Origin of the sequence: Streptomyces sp. NBC_01089 (assembly GCF_045162975.1) — a bacterium.
Taxonomy (GTDB): domain Bacteria; phylum Actinomycetota; class Actinomycetes; order Streptomycetales; family Streptomycetaceae; genus Streptomyces.
Window position 1 is genome coordinate 6,127,955 of record NZ_CP108660.1, and the last position, 16,879, is coordinate 6,144,833.

Below are 16,879 nucleotides of genomic sequence, written 5' to 3' on the forward strand. Positions count from 1 at the left end.
GTCTCCTTGAGGAAGAGGGAAGGGGAGTGGGACTGTTCGGCCCGAGGAGGCGCGGCGGTCAGGCGTTCTCGGGGAATCCGAGGTTGATCCCGCCGTGGCTGGGGTCGAGCCATCGGGTGGTGATGACCTTGCCGCGGGTGAAGAACTGGATGCCCTCGGTGCCGTGGGCGTGGCTGTCACCGAACAGGGAGTGCTTCCAGCCGCCGAAGGAGTAGTAGGCCATGGGGACGGGGACCGGGACGTTCACGCCGACCATGCCGACCCTGATCTCGTTGGCGAACTGCCGGGCCGCACCACCGTCGTTGGTGAAGATCGCGGTTCCGTTGCCGTACGCGTTGCGGTTGATCAGCTGGACGGCTTCGTCGTAGCTGTCCACGCGGACGACGGAAAGGACCGGCCCGAAGATCTCGTCGGTGTAGACGCTCATGTCGGTGCCGACGTGGTCGAAGAGAGTGGGGCCGACGAAGAAGCCTGCCCCGTCGGCGTCCGCACGCACCTCGCGCCCGTCGACCACGAGCACGGCGCCGGCCTTTTCACCGGCGTCCACATAGCCGGACACCCGCTGCTGTGCCTGCGCGGTCACCAGGGGGCCCATGTCGCAGCCGCGGGTGCCGTCGCCCGTGCGCAGCCGGAGCGTGCGCGCCTTGATCCTGTCGACGAGTTCATCGGCGATGCTGCCGACAGCGACCACAGCCGAGATGGCCATGCACCTCTCACCCGCGGAGCCGTACCCGCCGTTGACGGCCTGGTCAGCGGCGAGATCGAGGTCGGCGTCGGGCAGTACGACCATGTGGTTCTTGGCCCCGCCGAGCGCCTGGACGCGCTTACCGTGTGCGGCGGCCGTCTCGTACACGTACCGCGCGATCGGCGTGGACCCCACGAAGGACACGGACTCCACGTCCGGGTGGGTTAGCAGGCCGTCGACGGCTGACTTGTCCCCGTTGAGTACGTTGAAGACACCGTCGGGAAGTCCCGCTTCCTTCCACAGCTCGGCCAGCCACAGCGCGGCGGTGGGAACCCTCTCGCTCGGCTTGAGGACGACGGTGTTGCCCGCCGCGATGGCCAGGGGGAAGAACCACAGGGGCACCATGGCCGGGAAGTTGAACGGCGAGACGATGCCGACCACGCCGAGAGGCTGTCGCACGGAGTGGACGTCGACCCTGGTCGATGCGTTCTCGGTGAAACCGCCCTTCAGCAGGTGGGGCATACCGCAGGCGAACTCGACCACCTCCTGGCCCCGGCTGACTTCGCCGAGTGCGTCGGAGAGCACCTTGCCGTGCTCGGAGGTGATGATCTCGGCGAGTTCGGGCTTGCGGGCGTTCAGTAGCTCGCGGAAGCGGAACAGAATACGGGTCCGCGCTGCCAGCGATGTGTCGCGCCATGCGGGGGAAGCCGCAACTGCTGCTTCCACGACGGCATTCACGTCGCTCTGGGCAGCCAGTGCCAGGCGAGCGGTGACCTCTCCGGTCGCCGGGTTGGTGACATCGGAGTACCGGTCACCGACGCCTTCGAAGGCCGTACCGTTGCGCCAGTGGTGCAGCGTGATTGCCATGGGCTGATCCATTCTGCTGTCGTCGGAATCGCTGATGGGGAGAGGCCGCAGGAGGGAGAGGCGGGCCGGGCAGGCGGCTCGTGCCGCGTCCACGTGGGGCGGGGTGGCGCTGCTGATGAACTCGGCGATACGAGGTGTCAGGCGTCGTGGTCGATCTCGATGAGAGCGCGGCCGACGATCTTTCCTTCGCTGAGAAGCCGGTAGGCATGGTCGGCCCGGTCCAGCGGGAAGCGCCGGCTGATCAGGGCTCCGGGGTCGAGGCGCCGGTCGGCGACGAGCCGGCCCAGGTGTGCCAGGTCCTGCCGGGGGCGTCCGCCGAAGGACCCGCAGACCTGGATCTTGCGACGTACGAGCCGGGTGATCTCGACCTCGGCCGTGCGGCCGGCCGGTGCGATGCCGATCATCACGCACCGGCCGCCGTCGGCTGCCATCTCTGTGGCCTGCCGGAAGGTGTCCGGCCGCCCGATGGCTTCCACCACGAGGCGGGCTCCTCCACCGGTGATGTCGCGGACTGCCTGGACCGGGTCGGTGGCTGAGGCATTGACCGTGTCGGTCGCCCCCAGGCGCGATGCGGTCCCCAGCCGGTCGTCGGCGACGTCGACGGCCACGATACGACCGGCTCCCAGGGCCTTGGCCACGGCTACGGCGCTGAGGCCGACACCCCCGGCGCCCACGATGACCACGGAGTCGCTCTCACGCAGCTCACCGACATGGACCAGCGCGCCGTAGGCGGTCAGGAAGGCGCAGCCGAGGATCGCGGAGTCCTTGAGATGGCCGCCCGAGGGGATCGGTGCCGCACCGAGCGCGGGCATGACGGCGTACTCGGCCAGACCTGCCATCGAGTACATCCACACCGGATCGCCGTTGGCGTCGAAGAGCCTGGTCCTCCCGTCGTAGAGGGTGCCGTTCAGCCGGTTGTGCGCGAAGAACGGCTCGCACAGTTCCTCCCGGCCCGAAGCACACATCGCGCAGGAGCCGCACGGCATGATGAAAGCGCCGACGATGCTCTGGCCGGGGCCGAGATGGTCCACACCGGCACCCGTTTCGACCACCCTTCCGGATATCTCATGCCCCAGAACCGCGGGGAAGGGGAAGGCCACCGAGCCGTCGTGGACGTGCAGATCGGTATGGCAGACACCGCAGGCGGCGACGCGCACGAGGATCTCTCCCGGCCCGGGCCGGGGCATCCGCAGGTCTGCGATGCGGAATGGTCCGGACGGGCGCGAAACGACGGCGGCTCTCATGGTGGTCCTCCAAGTACAGATGGAACGTCCTGGCGCGGTGGGCCCGGCGAGGTCCTGGTGCCTCGCGCTGAGGGAGAGCGGGCACCTGGCCGGCTGCCGACGCGCTCGCGGGGCGGGGGTGCGGCTCCCGCCCCCGGCCGCCGGGGGCCCTGCCCCTTCGCGCTCGCTGCCTGCGGTACGCGACTGATGCTGTGGCGTCCACCAGCATGCAGGGGAGGGCCACCCGTAAGGCAGACACAGACTGTGCAAGGATGTCGCTGAACACTGCATCGTTCGTGCAATTTCAGGGCCCGTCGTACAGGGCACCATGGGGACCTGCCCCCGACCGTGGCCCCGGGCGTCCCGCGTACGACGGCCCCCGGCCAGTTGCATCGGCGCACCCTCGCAGCGCCACCAGAACACCCGCGTGAAGTTCCTACTTGTTCCGAAGAGGTTCCGTCATGGCTCTGTCCGTAGCAGCCGCACTCCAACTGGAGGTCTTCAGCCGGACCGAGGTCCGCGTGTATGCGGGTGAGGAGAATCTGGACCGGACCATCCGCTGGGTCCATCCTGTCGAGATCCCCGACATCGCCCGTTTCCTGACGGGTGGCGAGTTGCTGCTGACGGCCGGGCTAGGGGTCGGCCGGACGCCGGGTGAGCAGCGGCGTTACGTCCAGGAGGTCAGCGCGGCGAACGCCGCCGCACTGGTCGTGGAACTGGGTGGGAGGGCGTTCACCACGATGCCGTCGGCTCTGGTGGACGAGGCCCGGCAGTTGGGCCTCCCCTTGATCGGACTGGAGGACGAGCTGCCGTTCGTCGAGGTGTCCGCGCAGGTGCATGAGCTGATCTCCGACGAGAGGAACGCCGACCTCCTCGCCTTCGAGCGGCTCAACGCCGACTTCATCCAGCTGCTTCTGGCCAGTCGCAGTCATGTGTCCTTCGCCGAGACGCTTGCCCATCACGTGGGCTCCCCTGTGGTGCTGGAGGACACCGATCACCAGGTCGTGGCGTACGCCGGGGGTACGGCCGACACCGATCTGCTGATGAAGAACTGGGGGCTGCACGCCAGGATGGCCCACCGGACCGGGGCTCCCAGCGAGCACAGCAGGTCAACGGTGGTTCAGTCGCACGAGGAGCCGGGCTGTACGCGCCGCATGATCGTCCTGCGCGGCGAGGCGTGGGGCTGGATCCACGTCTTCAACGGAAAGGCGGCCCTCTCGGGGGCGCAGGCATACGCCCTCGACCGCGCCGCTGACACGATCGCCATCGCCCTGCTCGGCGACCGGGAGAGCGGCGCGCGCGCCTCCCACCGGCAGAGTTCACTGATCAACCGGCTGCTGCTGGGCGACATCACCGGCGAGCAGTTCGTCGACCGGGCGCTCAAGGTGGGCCGTGACCTGCGCGACCGGCCGCTTGTCGTGGTGGTCGTCTGCAAGGAGCCCGGTGACGACCACTCCGCCAAGCCGGTGCTGGAGCCGGTGTTGAAGAGCATGAAACTGCCGGCCGTCCTGGCCGACACGGGCGACCGGGTGCTGGCCGTGGTCGGACTGACCAACCAGGTGTCAGGGCAGCAGCTCACCGAACAGCTCGACGCCCAGGGCGCCAGAGCGGGGGTGAGCCGCAGCGGTCCCGCCGAGCGCCTCGTGGACGCGGCACGGCAGGCCCGCACCGCGGCGTCGGTTGCGGTCACCAGGGAGAAACCCACCACGCTCCACTTCGACCGGCTGGGCGTCCTGCGCCTGCTCGTCGCCCTGGCCGATGGGCCTGAGCTGCACCGATATGTGGATGTCGAGCTCGGGCCGCTCCTGCGGCACGATGCGACCGAGACGAACGCGCTGCTGCCGACGCTGGAGGCATACCTCGCCGCCGACGGCAACAAGACGCGGGCCGCGGAGACCTTGTTCATCCAGCGCCGCACGCTCTACTACCGTATCGAGCGTCTCAACGCGCTGCTCGGCAGGTCCGTCGACGACCCCGAGGTGCGAGGCGGCCTTTCCCTGGCGCTCCGCGCCCTCGACCTGATGGGCCCGCACCGTCCGGGTGCTGCTAGTGAGGGCCGGTCGTGGTGAGGGGCGACGGCTCGGCCGCCCTTCTCGCATCGTGGTGCTTCCCGGAGCCGCCGCCGATGCTCGCGTAGACACCGGGGCGGGTCCTGCGCCACCGCAGGGCGATCAGGACGCCGACGGTCACCACGGCGACCAGGAGCAACTGCTGTCCGTAAGCGAGCCATTGCGGCGCGCCGATCGACATCGAGTAGTAGACCGAAGTCAGCGTGAGAAGGAGTACGAGTCCGGCGAGTGCGAGGACCGGTGCGACCAAGGTGTTCCAGACCCTCTCCGCGTGCTCGATGATCCGGAAGTAGCGCAGTACCGAGACCGTGGTCAGCGTGAACAGGATAAGCAGGGCGAACGTTCCGAGCGCGAACATGGACGAGTACATCGCAACGGCATCGAGCCCGCTGAGAAGGAACGGGAGCATGCAGATCACCGCTGCTCCGGTGGCGAAAGCGGATGCATTCGACGGGGAGCCGTGCCGACCGTGGGCCTTACCGAGGAAGGCAGGCAGGATACGGTCACGGCCGAGCGAATAGAGATACCGAGACAGTGAATTGTGGGTCGACAGCGCACCGGCGAAAACACTGGTGACGACCATGACGATCATGATCTGAGTGAAGGTGTCACCCATGTAGTGGCGGAACCCCTCACTGAACAGAGTCGTAGGGTTCGCCGAACCAGCCGCGGCCACATGACTCGGCCCCCAGAAGGTCACAATCGCCCAGGAAGTGAGGACGTAGAACCCTGCGAGACCGGAGATCGCGAGATAGGTTGCGCGCGGTATGGTCCGCTCGGGCCGCTTGACCTCGTCGCGGTAGATCGCGGAGGACTCGAACCCGAGAAAGCACGTGATCGCGAAGAGAGTGGCGACGCCGAGGTCCCCCTGGAACACATGCGCCGGCTGGAAGGACTCAACCTGGTAGCCCTGCGGGCCACCTGTGAAGAGAACGGGCGCGTTGAACAGCATCACCAGCACGACTTCCGCGACCATGAAGACCGAAAGGACCTTGCCGGAAAGCTCGACATTGAAGTGCCCGAGCGCGGTGATGATGACGCAACAGATGGCGGACCAAAGCCACCAGGGCGTACTCGGCGCACCGAAGGAACTGAGTACGTTCTCGATGGAAACCCCGAAGAACGCGTAGCTGCCGATCATGAAGACCAGATAAGTGAAGGCGGCGAGTAGTCCCGTGCCGAGGCCGAGTGTTCGGGAGAGCCCCGCGGTTATGTAGGTGTAGAAGGCGCCGGGCTTCGGCAAGTTGCGAGTCATCGTGGTGAATCCGACGGCGAACAGCAGAAAGATCACGCCGACGAACGCATAGATCACTGGCGTGCCGATCCCGTTACCGCGGGTGATTCCGAGCGGTAGTACGCCGGTTACGTTCCCGATGGGCGCCGACATGGCGAGCACGGTCAGAGCGAGCTGAAGCGTGCCCATGGTGCCGCGCAGGTTTCCAACAGGTTTTTCAGGTGGCACGGAAAGGCTGACTTTGTCGGCTTCGGCAGGTTTTCCGCTTCGAGAGCGGACTCCGGTGCTTTCGGCGCTCATGGTGTCCTTTCTGAGCCGCACTCGGACGAGCCGGTCATGCACTCGCGCGAGCCACGTAAGGGGGGTATGGCCCCGCCGATACCGGTCGACAGTAGTGAAACGTGGTCGGTCGGGCACGATATCCGGTGCACCGGCGACGAGTGCGGGGGTGTCGCCCTCCGTGAAGAAGGGGGAACTCGGTGACTGCTCGTCGGACTTCTCGGAGTGGCGGCGCGCAGTATTCGGGGGCCTGTAGCTGTCCGTCGATCGGCAACTCTGAATTCGCGATGAATAGTAGAATGCGCCAACGTGACCGGGCATTGAAAGACACACTCTGTGCAGCGATATGCTCCGTGCTGCACAGTCCGGGAAGTGCCGAACAGTGGGCAATCGATCGCACAGCAGGCACAAGACATGGATGCTCGGCATCGCGCGTACGCGGGCCGCCCCCGCGTGATGCTGCCTCGGCCGGAGCCCTCGGCGCATCGAGAAGCCCCACCATGCGCAGCATGATGGGGCACCTTCGAACCGGTATGCGGTGGCTGGGCCGTCAGATGACACTGACCTCAGCAGCCGTTTCGGTGGCGGCTCCGCTCGTCGCCGTACGGGAGACCGCCGAGACCGCGAACATCACGAGTGTGTTGGCCACCAGGGCGACGACGCCGACGTTGAGGTCCTTGACCGCCTGCGGCAGCCCCGGCAGCAGGCTGCCGACGGTGGCTCCGCTGACGGTCACCGCGCCGACGATCAGGACACCCACGACGATGCCCGCGGCCGCGCCCTGTTTGCTGACCAGCCTGCGCCGTCCCAGCGGTCCCAGGCTGACCAGCAGCGCCGGGAAGAGCTGCGTCACCAGGGCGTACCCCATGAGCATCAGATTCACGATGCTGCTGCCGCCGTTGAAGGTGAAGAACAGTGCGATCAGGGCCAGTACGGGCACCAGCAGCTTGGCCAGCCGGCCCACCGACTGGTCCGTCGTCGCCGGCCGGGCGAGCTTGTAGATGTTCTTCGCCAGGCAGGTCGCCGAGGTCAGCAGGAGCAGCGAGCCGGGGACCAGTGCGGTGAGCACACCCGCGCCGCCGACGACCCCCACGAACCACGGGTCGAAGGACTTGACCGTGATCCGCAGCATGGACAGGTCGGCGTCCGCCCCCTTGAGGCCGGGAACCGCGATCAGTGCGGCGAATCCGGCCAGGAACACGAAGAGCAGGACGAGTTGGTAGAGCGGCATGAAGATGGCGTTCCGGCGGAACACCCGCTCGTTCTGGGCGCTGTAGGAGGCGCTGAACGAGTGCGGCCACATATAGAAGCCCAGCGTGGAGAGCAGGACCGTCGAGACGAACCAGGACGGGCTGAGCCCGCTGTGCTGGAGGGTCAGGAAGCCCGGGTGCGCGGTGTCGATGGTGCGGAACATGTGCCCGGCCCCGCCCGCGTAGTGCAGCGGCAGATAGATCCCGAGGAACAGGACCACCGAGAGGATCAGGACGTCCTTGAGCACCGCGGTCCAGGCCGAGCCGTGGATACCGGAGATGGTCACGTACACGGTCAGGGCGACCGTACCGATGATCACCGCGAGCGTCTTGGAGATATGGCCGTACGAGGCTTCGGAGACGATGATCCCCATGCCGGTCAGCTGGAGGACCAGGTACGGCACCATCGCCACGACGCCCACCAGGGCGACCAGCGCGCCGAGCAGCGGGCTGTCGAACTTCTTGGCGAAGAAGTCGGACTGGGAGACCAGGCGGTGCTCCTTGGCGTACCGCCAGATCGACGGCAGCAGCCAGTACGACATCACGTACGCCAGTGCGCCGTAGCAGAGGATGTAGAGGGCCGGGCCGCCCTTGCCGTACGCCCAGCCTGAGGCGCCGAGGAAGGTGAAGGTGGTGTAGATCTCGCCGGCCAGCAGCAGGAAGACGAAGCTCGTTCCGAAGCTGCGGCCGCCGACCGACCACTCCTCCAGGTCCATGTCCTTGCCGCGGCGGGCCTGCAGGCCGAGGCAGATCGCGACCAGGAGGAAGCCCAGGATGACGACGAGAGCGGTCATGCCGGGTCCTCCTGGTGGGTGCGGGGGTCGTGGGTGTGGGGGGCGTCGTCGCGTTGCTCGTGGTTGCGGGGGTCGAGCTGGTAGATCACAGCCATGACCACCGAGATCAGGGCCACCCACAGCACGATCCAGAACAGGATGAAGGGCATCCCGAGGACGTAGGGCTTGACGCGGTCGGCGAACCAGATTCCGCCGAGGATCCCGATGAAGGGAACCGTCGCGAGGAGGGGGAGCAGGGCGCGGCCCGCCGGACGGGGCTTGGGCGCAGGGGGCATGGGGACGTCCCGGGGTAGTGGTGAGCGGTGTTGTTCCACGTGTTATTCCACTATGCGGAATCGAATTTCCGGCATGAGCGTAGCTGCCGGTACGGGATCCCTGTCAAGGCTCCGGAGTGACCGCGCCCAAATCAACATTCCGTTGAACTCGCCCTGGTGGGAGGGGGTTTGGCGGGCGGCGGCCCGGTGCGGGCCCCGCCCGTACGCATACCCGCCGGCGGAGGGATCAGGCGGCCAGGATGACGTCGTCGCCCAGGGTGTTCAGCAGCAGCGCGCTCGTCCGTACCACCGCGTCCAGCAGCGCCTGCGTGCCCAGGACCAGCTGCTTGTCGGGGGTGTGCTCCCGGTTGGAGTGGGAGAAACCTCCCGTGGAGGGGACGAACAGCATCGCGGTCGGCAGCCGGGTGCTGATGACGCTCGCGTCGTGGCCCGCGTAGGACAGCAGCGCCTCACACGCCTCCGTCCGGCTCCGGCAGACGTCGTCCACCGTGTCCACCAGCCGCTTGTCGAACTGTGCTGCGGGCTTGGCGGACGTACGGTCCAGCGCCGCGGTGCAGGACTCCTCCACGGCCACCTGCGCCAGCCGGTCCCGCAGCTCCGCCTCGATGAGGTCGAGGGTGCTCTCCTGCCCGGCCCGGATCTCGATCTCGGTGCGCGCCGTGCCGGGCACGACGTTCGCCGCGCCGGGGCCGAACTCGATGACGCCCGCGTTGCCGATCGAGAACGGGTCCGCCTCGGTGCAGATGTCCCGCAGGGCCGCAGCCATCCGGGAGGCGACCCGCCCCGCGTCGGCCCGCAGATGGAACGGCGTGGTGCCGGCGTGATTCTCCTGGCCGCGGACGGTCAGGGTGTAGCGCCGTACGCCCACGATGCCGGTGACGGGGGACAGTTCGAGACCGGACGCCTCCATGCGCGGGCCCTGTTCCACATGGAGTTCCAGATAGCCGACCAGCTCGTCGGCGTGCGGATCCCGGGTCAGCGCGGTCGAACCGACCAGGCCGCCGTTCGACTCCGGTGTCACACCCTCCTCGTCGAACCAGGCGACGGTCTCCACATGGTCGGCCATGGGATGGCCGCTCTCGTGCAGCGTACGCAGCACCTCCATGGCCGCGATCACCCCGTACGCCCCGTCCAGATGGCCGCCGCCCGGCACGGTGTCGGCGTGCGAGCCGATCAGCAGCCAGGGGCCTTCGGTGGCTTTCCTGCGGGCGAAGACATTGCCGGTGTCGTCGTAGTACGAGTGCAGCCCCGCGACCCGCATGGTCTTGTCGATCCAGTCACGGCCCGCCCAGTCGGCCTTGTTCCCCGCGATGCGGTGGACGGCGCCGTCGGGTCCCGCGCCGATCTGGGAGAGGTGGGTGAGATCGGTGAGCAGGCGCTGCGCGTTGATGCCGGGTACGTGTGCGGTGTCCATGGTGCGTGTTGTCCTCGTGAGTCGGGAGTGGTGGTTCAGTTCTTCTTGCCGGCACCGAGTGCGATGCCGGTGATGATCAGCGCCATACAGACGACCTGCATCGCGCTGGTGGCCTCGCCCAGGGCGAGATAGGAGACGACCGCGACGAAGACGGGCTGGAGGTAGTAGATGATTCCGGCCCGCGCCGCGCCGATCAGGTCGATGGCCTTGTTCCAGGTGAAGTACGCGATGGCCGACGAGGCGACACCGATGTAGAGCAGGGCGCCGACCGTGCCGCCCGACGGGGTGAAGCCGCCCTGTACGGCCAGGCTCACGGCATAGGCGGGGGCCAGCAGGACCGTACCCAGCAGGAAGGTCGTGAACAGGAACGAGATACCGGAGATCCCCTCCGGCCTGCGGCGCAGCAGTGCGGTGTAGCCGGCGAAGGTGGCCGTCGCGGCCAGCATCCACAGGTCGCCCACGGCGAAGTCCAGGTGCAGCAGGACCGACAACGACCCCTTCGAGACCAGCGCGACCACACCGACGAGCGCCACCACCATGCCGATGGCGCGCCGCCCCGTGACCTTCTCGCCGCCGCGGCCGATCATGCCGAACAGCACGATCAGCACGGGTGAAGCGGCGGCGATCAGTGCGAGGTTGGTGGCGCTGGTGGAGCGTCCTGCCTGGTAGATCAGGGTGTTGAACAGGGTGACACCGAGCAGCGCCGCCGCGCTCAGATACTTCAAGTGGGTGCGGATCAGGTGGCGTTGCTGCCAGACCGCCTTCGCGGCGAAGGGCAGCACGGCCAGCATCGCGATGATCCACCGCCAGAATGCGGTCTGTACGGGAGCGACGTCCTCGTGCAGGGCCCGGGCGATGACGAAGTTCCCCGACCAGATGAGCGTGGCGAGGGTCGCGAGGACCGGGCCGAGCCACACCACCGCGCGGGCCGAGCGCTCCCCGACTCCCTCGGCCGGCGGCTGCGGCGCGGCCGGGGCGGGCTCATCGGGGGGTACGGCCTGCTCGGCCTTGACCGGGTCCACGGGCGTTTCCAACTGCTGCATCACAACATCTCTCTGTTACGCGTTCGCATTCTCTGAACTCGGTTTTCGTACACGTGGGTTGTGCGGAGGGCGCTGACGGTGCCGGCTGCGCTGGGGGCGCTGACGGTGCCGACGGTGTCCGACTGCGGTGAGGGCGCTGATGGTGCTGACGGTGCTGAGGGGTCAGTCCCAGCCGATGCTGCTCCTGTCGGCCTGGGGCGTGGCGCTGTCCCAGCCGATGCCCGTGCTGTCGCCTGCGGCCACCGTGCTGGTGACCCCGACGGGACCGGACGCGGGCCGCTCGGCTCCCGCGGCCGCACCGGCGGTGAGGCCGGTGAGGGCGAGGGCGGCAAGGGCGGATGCGGTGGCGATGCGGCGGGCGGCAGCAGACATGGCGGTACCCCAATCGGGAGCGGTGAGTGTTCCGGGAAGTTCTCCCGGGGGGCGCCGACCGGTCGATCTCCGGTCCGGCGCGCTGCCCCGGTGAGGAACAGATTTCCCGATCCGCCCCGGCGGGGGTAGAGATTCCGGGTGGCAGCTACTGCACCCGGCACGCTCATGCCGTCATCGCCGCAGGTCACGACCGGCCGCCCGGCCCGGCCGGCATGCTCCGGCCGGTGCGGGCGGCAGGCGGGCCCCGCCTAGCGCTCCTCGTCGAGCCAGCCCCGCTGGGCCGCCCGTACGCCCGCCTCGAAGCGGGAACGGGCGTCCAGCCGGCTCATGAGGTCGGCCATCATCCGCCGTACGGTCCGCAGCCCGATACCCAGTCTGCGGGCCGCGATCTCATCGGTCAGCCCCTGCCCGAGCAGCCGGAGCAACTGGGCCTCCTGCCCGGTGAGCCCCTCGCCGTTGAGCTCGCGGTCGCGGTCGGTGCCGAAGGGGGCCGCGCGCTCCCAGACCGCGTCGAACAGCGAGACCAGCGCCAGGATCACCCCGGGCCCGCCCAACTGGACCGCCCCTCGCCTGGTGTTGTCCGGGTCGACCGGCAGCAGTGCGGCCCGGTCGTCGAACAGCACCATGCGCACCGGCAGTACAGGGGCGGTGCGGACCTGCCCGCCGAGCTGGGTGAGCCACTGGGCGTACGCGAGCGTCGCCGGGTCGTTGCGCACACTGTCCTGGTAGACGGTGAGGAGTTCGACGCCCCGCCCCAGGGCGGACAGGTCCAGCGGTCTGCTCGCCTTCAGGCTCGCGGCGGACTGGGCACCACCTGGCATGAAGGAGATGACCCGCGAGGTGCAGGCGTGGGCGAGTTGTTCGAGACGGTCCTGGATGGCATCGATCCCGGTCAGCTGCTCGATGTCGTGGCGGGACGCCCCGCGGTCGGCGTACTCCTCCAGGAGCCGCATGGCGGCCGCCTGCGTCTCGGCGAACTGCTGCTGTTTACGCAGCACTTCACGCTCCTGCTCGGCGAGCAGCAGCGGAAGACCGACAGCGGGGTTGATCGGGCGGAGCGAACCCTCGGCCAGGAGCGAGGTGCGCAGCAGATTCAGCTCCGCCAGCCGGTTCAGAGCGGTTCTGACCTCGGTCTCGGTCAACCCCAGATGAGCGGCGATCTCGGCGACGCCCCAGTCGGCCTGATCGAGCATGAGCCGGTACACGGTCTCGGCACGCTCGTCGATGCCCAGCGCGGACAACAAGACAAATCCCCCTCGTACTGCACATCAGGATGTCCTGTCCGCCCCCGGAACAGATCGATTTTCGCAGGTCCATACCGCGCCGGGCAACCTCCTGCCGCGAGCACTTCCTGCCAGCCCGCACCCCTACCGACCGGCCGCACACACCCCCAGGATCGGCGAAGCAGGCCGATCCCCCCTCCCGCTTGCCTCCCCTTTCCCTTGCCTTCCCTTCCTTTCTCCCTTCTCTCTCCCTCCGCTTCACCTCCCGATTCCTGATAGAGGTCGGTCGATGCACATCGTCACGGTGACACTCACGCCCCGCGGAACCCCGCCCCCTGAGCTCGCCCCGTGCGACGTGGATCTCTTCTGGGTGTCGGCCCTCCCGAGCGACGGTCTGGAACACCTCCATCTGCACCCCGGGGCGGCCCGCGCCCACCTCACGTTCTTCATCCAGGCCCCCGACGCCGCGGCCGCCACGACCACCGCACGCGACATCGCCCGCCGGGCAACGGAATCCTCACCGGCCTTACGCGGCTGGCAGGCGGTCCGGTGGTGAGGGAGGGGAAGGGAGGGGTGGGGCCCCTGTGACCCGGGCCCTGGGGACGGGTCCGGCGAAGGGCAAGCATTTCGAGTGATCCGCACCCCCCCCGCCGCACCCGCGCACAGCTCCGGTTCGTACGATCCCTCAGTGACCAGCGACGCTTCGCCCTCCCGGCGCGCAGTGCTCGGCCTCGCCGCCGCTGCCGTGCCCGCCGCTCTTCTCGCCACCGGGGCCGCACCGGCCTCGGCCGCCAGTGCCGTGGGCGGTGAGCGGCTCGGCCTCGACGGGATACAGGTACGGCGTCTCGGCGGCGCGCCTCCCGTTCCGAAGGCTGCCGCCCAGTCCTGGCTCGTCGCGGACTACGAGAGCGGGGAGGTGCTGGCCTCCTACCGTGCGCACCACAGGCTGCCGCCCGCCTCCACGCTCAAGATGCTCTTCGCGGACACCGTGCTCCCCAAGTTCGACAAGGCGCTCAAGCACCGGGTCACCGCGGCCGACCTGGCCGGAATACCGGAAGGCAGCAGCCTGGTCGGGGTCGAGGCTGGTACGACGTACACCGTCGACCAGCTGTGGCACGGGGTCTTCCTGCGCTCGGGCAACGACGCCGTCCATGTGCTGAGCGCCATGAACGGAGGTGTGCCCGCCACCGTGCGCGAGATGGCGGCGAAGGCCGTCGATCTGCAGGCTCTCGACACCCATGTGGTCAGCCCGGACGGGTACGACCACGCCGGGCAGGTGTCATCGGCGTACGACCTGTCGCTGTTCGCCCGGCACGGGCTGCGGAACACCGACTTCCGGGCGTACTGCGCGACCCGGACCGCCGAGTTCCCCGCCCGGGGCGGCAAGAAGTTCCAGATCCAGAACACCGACCGGCTGCTCGGCGAGTACAAGGGCATGATCGGCGTCAAGAACGGCTACACCACGCACGCCGGCAACACCTTCACCGGCGCCGCCACCCGGGACGGCCGCACCCTGCTGGTCACCGTCATGCATCCGGTGAACGGATACGACCAGGTGTACAAGGACACATCGGCGCTGCTCGACTGGGGCTTCCGGGCGGCGGGCCGGGTCACCCCGGTCGGCACGCTCGTCGCCCCGGTCAGCGAGGGCGGCCGCCCCTCGGCCGCCGCCACCCCGGCGGCCGGCCCGAACGCGGCCCGGTCCGGCTCGGGCGGCTCCGGCGACTCCTCGTCCTCCTGGCCGCTCTTCGGCGCGGGCGGCGGGGCGGCCGCGCTGCTCGCCGCCGGCACGGTGGCCCTGCGCAACCGCAAGCCGCGCCGCACCCGCAAGCACTGAACCGCCGGGCGGCGGGCGGCGCGCTGCGGGCGCCCGGGCGGCCCGGGCGCCCGGACGGGACATCCTGCCCCGGCTGCCCTGCCCGCCCCGCCCGGCCGCCCGCCCCGTCAGCCGTCCTCCGCGATACGGGCGGCCGTGCCGCTCACCCGTACCCGGGAGTCGCCCGCCCGCAGTGTGACCGTCAGCTCGCCGGGGCGGCCCATGTCCGCACCCTGGTGGAGGGTGAGAACCGCGTCCGCCGCGACGAGGCCCAGCTCGCGGGCGTACGCCCCGAACGCCGCCGCGGCGGCCCCCGTCGCCGGGTCCTCGACCACCCCGCCCACCGGGAACGGGTCCCGGACGTGGAAGACCGTCTCCGACTCCCGCCTGACCAGCTGGAGCGTGGTCAGGTCCAGGGTGTGCATGAAGGCGGTCAGCCGGTCGAAGTCGTACGCGAGGTCCGCAAGCCGGGACCTGGTCGCGGCCGCCAGCACCAGGTGGCGCGCGCCCGCGTAGGCGATACGGGGCGGGAGAGCCGGGTCGAGGTCCGATGCCTGCCAGCCGAGCGCGCCCAGCGCTTCGGCCACCTCGGGCCCGGCCACATCCAGGACGGCAGGGTCGACGCTCGTCAGGGTGGCCCGCAGTGTGCCGTCCTCATCGGCCACCGTCACCGGCACCGTGCCCGCGCGGGTGGCGAGGAGGAGACCGCCGGGGCCGTGCCGTTCGGCGAAGGCGATCGCGGTGGCGACCGTCGCGTGCCCGCAGAACGGGACCTCGGCCTGCGGGCTGAAGTACCGGACGGTGAACGCCCGTCCGGGCTCCCCGCCGAGCCCTTCGGGCGGCGCGGTCAGAAACGCGGTCTCGCTGTACCCGAGCTCCGCGGCGATCGCCAGCTGCGCCGCGTCGTCGAGACCGGCTGCGTCCAGCACGACCCCGGCGGGGTTGCCCCCGGCGGGGTCGGCGGAGAACGCGGTGTAGCGGAGTACCTCGGGGCGAGGGCGGGCGTGTGACGTCATGTCCGTCGCCAACCGCCCGGCCGCCGCGGTCATTCCCCTCCGGGAGCCGGTCGGCTCAGGGAGCGGTCCGCGACCCGCTCCAGATGTCCGGCGAACACCCCGGCCGCGTCGGGGGTCAGCGTGCGCAGCGCCACCATCGCCGTCACGATCACATCGCACAGCTCGGCCTCCACGTCCTGCCAGCTGTGCGATGTGCCCTTGCGTGGGTTCTGGCCGGTGGCACCGATGACCGCCTGGGCGACCTCGCCGACCTCCTCGGAGAGCTTGAGGATCCGGAGCAGGGTCTCCTCCTGAGGGGGCCGGGAGGTGGAACCGGCCAGCCAGGCGTGGAGTCGATCGACGGTGTTCCAGGCGTGTTCGTCCATGGACGGCACCCTGCCATGCCGGTGACGCCGCGCGCCCCGTGGCCCTTGCGCCCCCGCCCCTGCCCGCGCTCCTTCCGGAGCGCCCACGCCGCTCCCTCGCCTCAGCCGCGGCCCACGTACGGCATCGTCGTCGCCAGCACCGTCGCGAACTGCACATTCGCCTCCAGCGGCAGCTCCGCCATGTGCAGCACCGTGCGCGCCACGTCCGCCGCGTCCATCACCGGCTCGGCCAGCAGCTCGCCGTTGGCCTGTTTGATTCCGCTGCGCATCCGCTCGGTCATCTCGGTGGCCGCGTTGCCGATGTCGATCTGCCCGCAAGCGATGCGGTACGGCCGGCCGTCCAGCGAGAGGGACTTGGTGAGGCCCGTCATGGCGTGCTTCGTCGCCGTGTACGCGATCGAGTCCGGGCGCGGGGCGTGCGCCGAGATGGAGCCGTTGTTGATGATCCGGCCGCCCTGCGGATCCTGTTCCTTCATGAGCCGGAAGGCCGCCTGCGCGCACAGGAACGAACCCGTCAGGTTGGTGTCCACGACCTGCCGCCACGCCTCGTACGTCAGGTCCTCCACCGGCACCCCGCCGGGGCCCGGGACACCGGCGTTGTTGAAGAGCAGGTCCAGCCGCCCCCAGCGCTCCCGCACCGCGCCGAAGAGCGCGGCCACCTCGTCGGGGGACGTGACGTCCGCCGGTACGGGGAAGGTCTCGCCGCCGGTGAGCGCGGCCGTCGCGGCCAGCTTCTCCGCGCGGCGCCCGGCCAGCGCCACCGACCAGCCCGCGTCGGCCAGGGCGACGGCGACGCTCCGGCCGATACCGGAGCCCGCGCCGGTGACCACCGCGGTTTTCCGAGCCGTCTTCGGAGCCGTGCTCTGGGGCGTGCTCTGAGCCGTCTTCTGGGATGCACTCTTCCTGGATGTGTCCATGGGGGCGCAGATTACGACAGACGCGGGCCCCTGCTCA

Annotated in this window: 15 protein-coding genes; 3 read left to right on the forward strand and 12 right to left on the reverse strand. The window is 69.4% G+C overall.

Features of this window, described 5'->3' with window-relative positions; all coding sequences use genetic code 11:
- Positions 1-58: 58 nt before the first annotated feature.
- Positions 59-1,552 (reverse strand): CoA-acylating methylmalonate-semialdehyde dehydrogenase, encoded by a 1,494-nt coding sequence (locus OG510_RS27545; RefSeq protein WP_406140341.1) that lies wholly within the window; start codon positions 1,550-1,552, stop codon positions 59-61.
- Between the two features lie 137 nt (positions 1,553-1,689).
- Positions 1,690-3,168 carry a zinc-binding dehydrogenase gene (locus tag OG510_RS27550; RefSeq protein WP_406140342.1) on the reverse strand — a complete coding sequence of 493 codons (1,479 nt, stop codon included), beginning with the start codon at positions 3,166-3,168 and terminating at the stop codon, positions 1,690-1,692.
- Between the two features lie 68 nt (positions 3,169-3,236).
- Between OG510_RS27550 and OG510_RS27555 the strand changes: the two genes are divergently transcribed.
- A complete protein-coding gene (locus OG510_RS27555) occupies positions 3,237-4,844 on the forward strand; it encodes a PucR family transcriptional regulator (RefSeq protein WP_406140343.1) in 1,608 nt (535 codons plus the stop codon).
- Here the strand turns inward: OG510_RS27555 and OG510_RS27560 are convergent.
- The 7 genes from OG510_RS27560 to OG510_RS27590 form a co-directional block, all read right to left on the reverse strand.
- On the reverse strand, positions 4,822-6,378 hold the full coding sequence (locus OG510_RS27560) for an APC family permease (RefSeq protein WP_406140344.1): 1,557 nt from the start codon (positions 6,376-6,378) through the stop codon (positions 4,822-4,824). The two genes, OG510_RS27555 and OG510_RS27560, sit on opposite strands and share 23 nt — an antisense overlap.
- A 529-nt stretch (positions 6,379-6,907) precedes the next feature.
- On the reverse strand, positions 6,908-8,401 hold the full coding sequence (locus OG510_RS27565; protein WP_406140345.1) for a sodium:solute symporter: 1,494 nt from the start codon (positions 8,399-8,401) through the stop codon (positions 6,908-6,910).
- Positions 8,398-8,676, reverse strand: a complete 279-nt coding sequence (locus tag OG510_RS27570) for a DUF3311 domain-containing protein (RefSeq protein WP_406140347.1) — start codon at positions 8,674-8,676, stop codon at positions 8,398-8,400. The genes OG510_RS27565 and OG510_RS27570 overlap by 4 nt, the downstream gene beginning before the upstream one ends.
- Positions 8,677-8,902: 226 nt before the next feature.
- Positions 8,903-10,090 carry a M20/M25/M40 family metallo-hydrolase gene (locus OG510_RS27575; protein WP_406140349.1) on the reverse strand — a complete coding sequence of 396 codons (1,188 nt, stop codon included), beginning with the start codon at positions 10,088-10,090 and terminating at the stop codon, positions 8,903-8,905.
- A 35-nt stretch (positions 10,091-10,125) separates the two neighbouring features.
- The gene (locus tag OG510_RS27580) at positions 10,126-11,133 is read right to left on the reverse strand and encodes a DMT family transporter (protein WP_406140351.1); all 1,008 of its coding nucleotides are present in this window, start codon (positions 11,131-11,133) and stop codon (positions 10,126-10,128) included.
- A gap of 162 nt (positions 11,134-11,295) precedes the next feature.
- Complete coding sequence (locus OG510_RS27585) at positions 11,296-11,505, reverse strand: hypothetical protein (protein ID WP_406140352.1); 210 nt, start codon at positions 11,503-11,505, stop codon at positions 11,296-11,298.
- Positions 11,506-11,753: 248 nt separating this feature from the next.
- Positions 11,754-12,749, reverse strand: a complete 996-nt coding sequence (locus OG510_RS27590; protein WP_406140354.1) for a LuxR C-terminal-related transcriptional regulator — start codon at positions 12,747-12,749, stop codon at positions 11,754-11,756.
- A 268-nt stretch (positions 12,750-13,017) separates the two neighbouring features.
- Between OG510_RS27590 and OG510_RS27595 the strand changes: the two genes are divergently transcribed.
- Together OG510_RS27595 and OG510_RS27600 are read left to right on the forward strand one after the other, a co-directional pair.
- Positions 13,018-13,284: a hypothetical protein gene (locus tag OG510_RS27595; RefSeq protein ID WP_406140356.1), complete on the forward strand. Its 267-nt coding sequence runs from the start codon at positions 13,018-13,020 to the stop codon at positions 13,282-13,284.
- Positions 13,285-13,416: 132 nt separating this feature from the next.
- On the forward strand, positions 13,417-14,565 hold the full coding sequence (locus tag OG510_RS27600; protein ID WP_406140357.1) for a D-alanyl-D-alanine carboxypeptidase family protein: 1,149 nt from the start codon (positions 13,417-13,419) through the stop codon (positions 14,563-14,565).
- A 107-nt stretch (positions 14,566-14,672) separates the two neighbouring features.
- Here OG510_RS27600 and OG510_RS27605 read toward each other — a convergent pair whose 3' ends face one another.
- From OG510_RS27605 to OG510_RS27615, 3 genes are all read right to left on the reverse strand, one after another.
- A complete protein-coding gene (locus OG510_RS27605) occupies positions 14,673-15,560 on the reverse strand; it encodes a PhzF family phenazine biosynthesis protein (RefSeq protein ID WP_406140358.1) in 888 nt (295 codons plus the stop codon).
- A gap of 29 nt (positions 15,561-15,589) precedes the next feature.
- Positions 15,590-15,925 carry a MazG-like family protein gene (locus tag OG510_RS27610; RefSeq protein ID WP_406140360.1) on the reverse strand — a complete coding sequence of 112 codons (336 nt, stop codon included), beginning with the start codon at positions 15,923-15,925 and terminating at the stop codon, positions 15,590-15,592.
- 101 nt (positions 15,926-16,026) lie between these two features.
- Positions 16,027-16,842, reverse strand: coding sequence for an SDR family oxidoreductase (locus OG510_RS27615; protein ID WP_406140361.1), 816 nt, complete (start codon positions 16,840-16,842; stop codon positions 16,027-16,029).
- Between the last annotated feature and the right edge of the window lie 37 nt (positions 16,843-16,879).

Excerpts from the sequence above, each read along its gene's own strand:
- OG510_RS27545 (WP_406140341.1), bottom strand. The coding sequence starts at position 1,552 with ATGGCAATCACGCTGCACCACTGGCGCAACGGTACGGCCTTCGAAGGC.
- OG510_RS27550 (WP_406140342.1), bottom strand. The coding sequence starts at position 3,168 with ATGCAACTGGCCGGGGGCCGTCGTACGCGGGACGCCCGGGGCCACGGT.
- OG510_RS27555 (WP_406140343.1), top strand. The coding sequence starts at position 3,237 with ATGGCTCTGTCCGTAGCAGCCGCACTCCAACTGGAGGTCTTCAGCCGG.
- OG510_RS27560 (WP_406140344.1), bottom strand. The coding sequence starts at position 6,378 with ATGAGCGCCGAAAGCACCGGAGTCCGCTCTCGAAGCGGAAAACCTGCC.
- OG510_RS27565 (WP_406140345.1), bottom strand. The coding sequence starts at position 8,401 with ATGACCGCTCTCGTCGTCATCCTGGGCTTCCTCCTGGTCGCGATCTGC.
- OG510_RS27570 (WP_406140347.1), bottom strand. The coding sequence starts at position 8,676 with ATGCCCCCTGCGCCCAAGCCCCGTCCGGCGGGCCGCGCCCTGCTCCCC.
- OG510_RS27575 (WP_406140349.1), bottom strand. The coding sequence starts at position 10,090 with ATGGACACCGCACACGTACCCGGCATCAACGCGCAGCGCCTGCTCACC.
- OG510_RS27580 (WP_406140351.1), bottom strand. The coding sequence starts at position 11,133 with ATGCAGCAGTTGGAAACGCCCGTGGACCCGGTCAAGGCCGAGCAGGCC.
- OG510_RS27585 (WP_406140352.1), bottom strand. The coding sequence starts at position 11,505 with ATGTCTGCTGCCGCCCGCCGCATCGCCACCGCATCCGCCCTTGCCGCC.
- OG510_RS27595 (WP_406140356.1), top strand. The coding sequence starts at position 13,018 with ATGCACATCGTCACGGTGACACTCACGCCCCGCGGAACCCCGCCCCCT.
- OG510_RS27605 (WP_406140358.1), bottom strand. The coding sequence starts at position 15,560 with ATGACGTCACACGCCCGCCCTCGCCCCGAGGTACTCCGCTACACCGCG.
- OG510_RS27610 (WP_406140360.1), bottom strand. The coding sequence starts at position 15,925 with ATGGACGAACACGCCTGGAACACCGTCGATCGACTCCACGCCTGGCTG.
- OG510_RS27615 (WP_406140361.1), bottom strand. The coding sequence starts at position 16,842 with ATGGACACATCCAGGAAGAGTGCATCCCAGAAGACGGCTCAGAGCACG.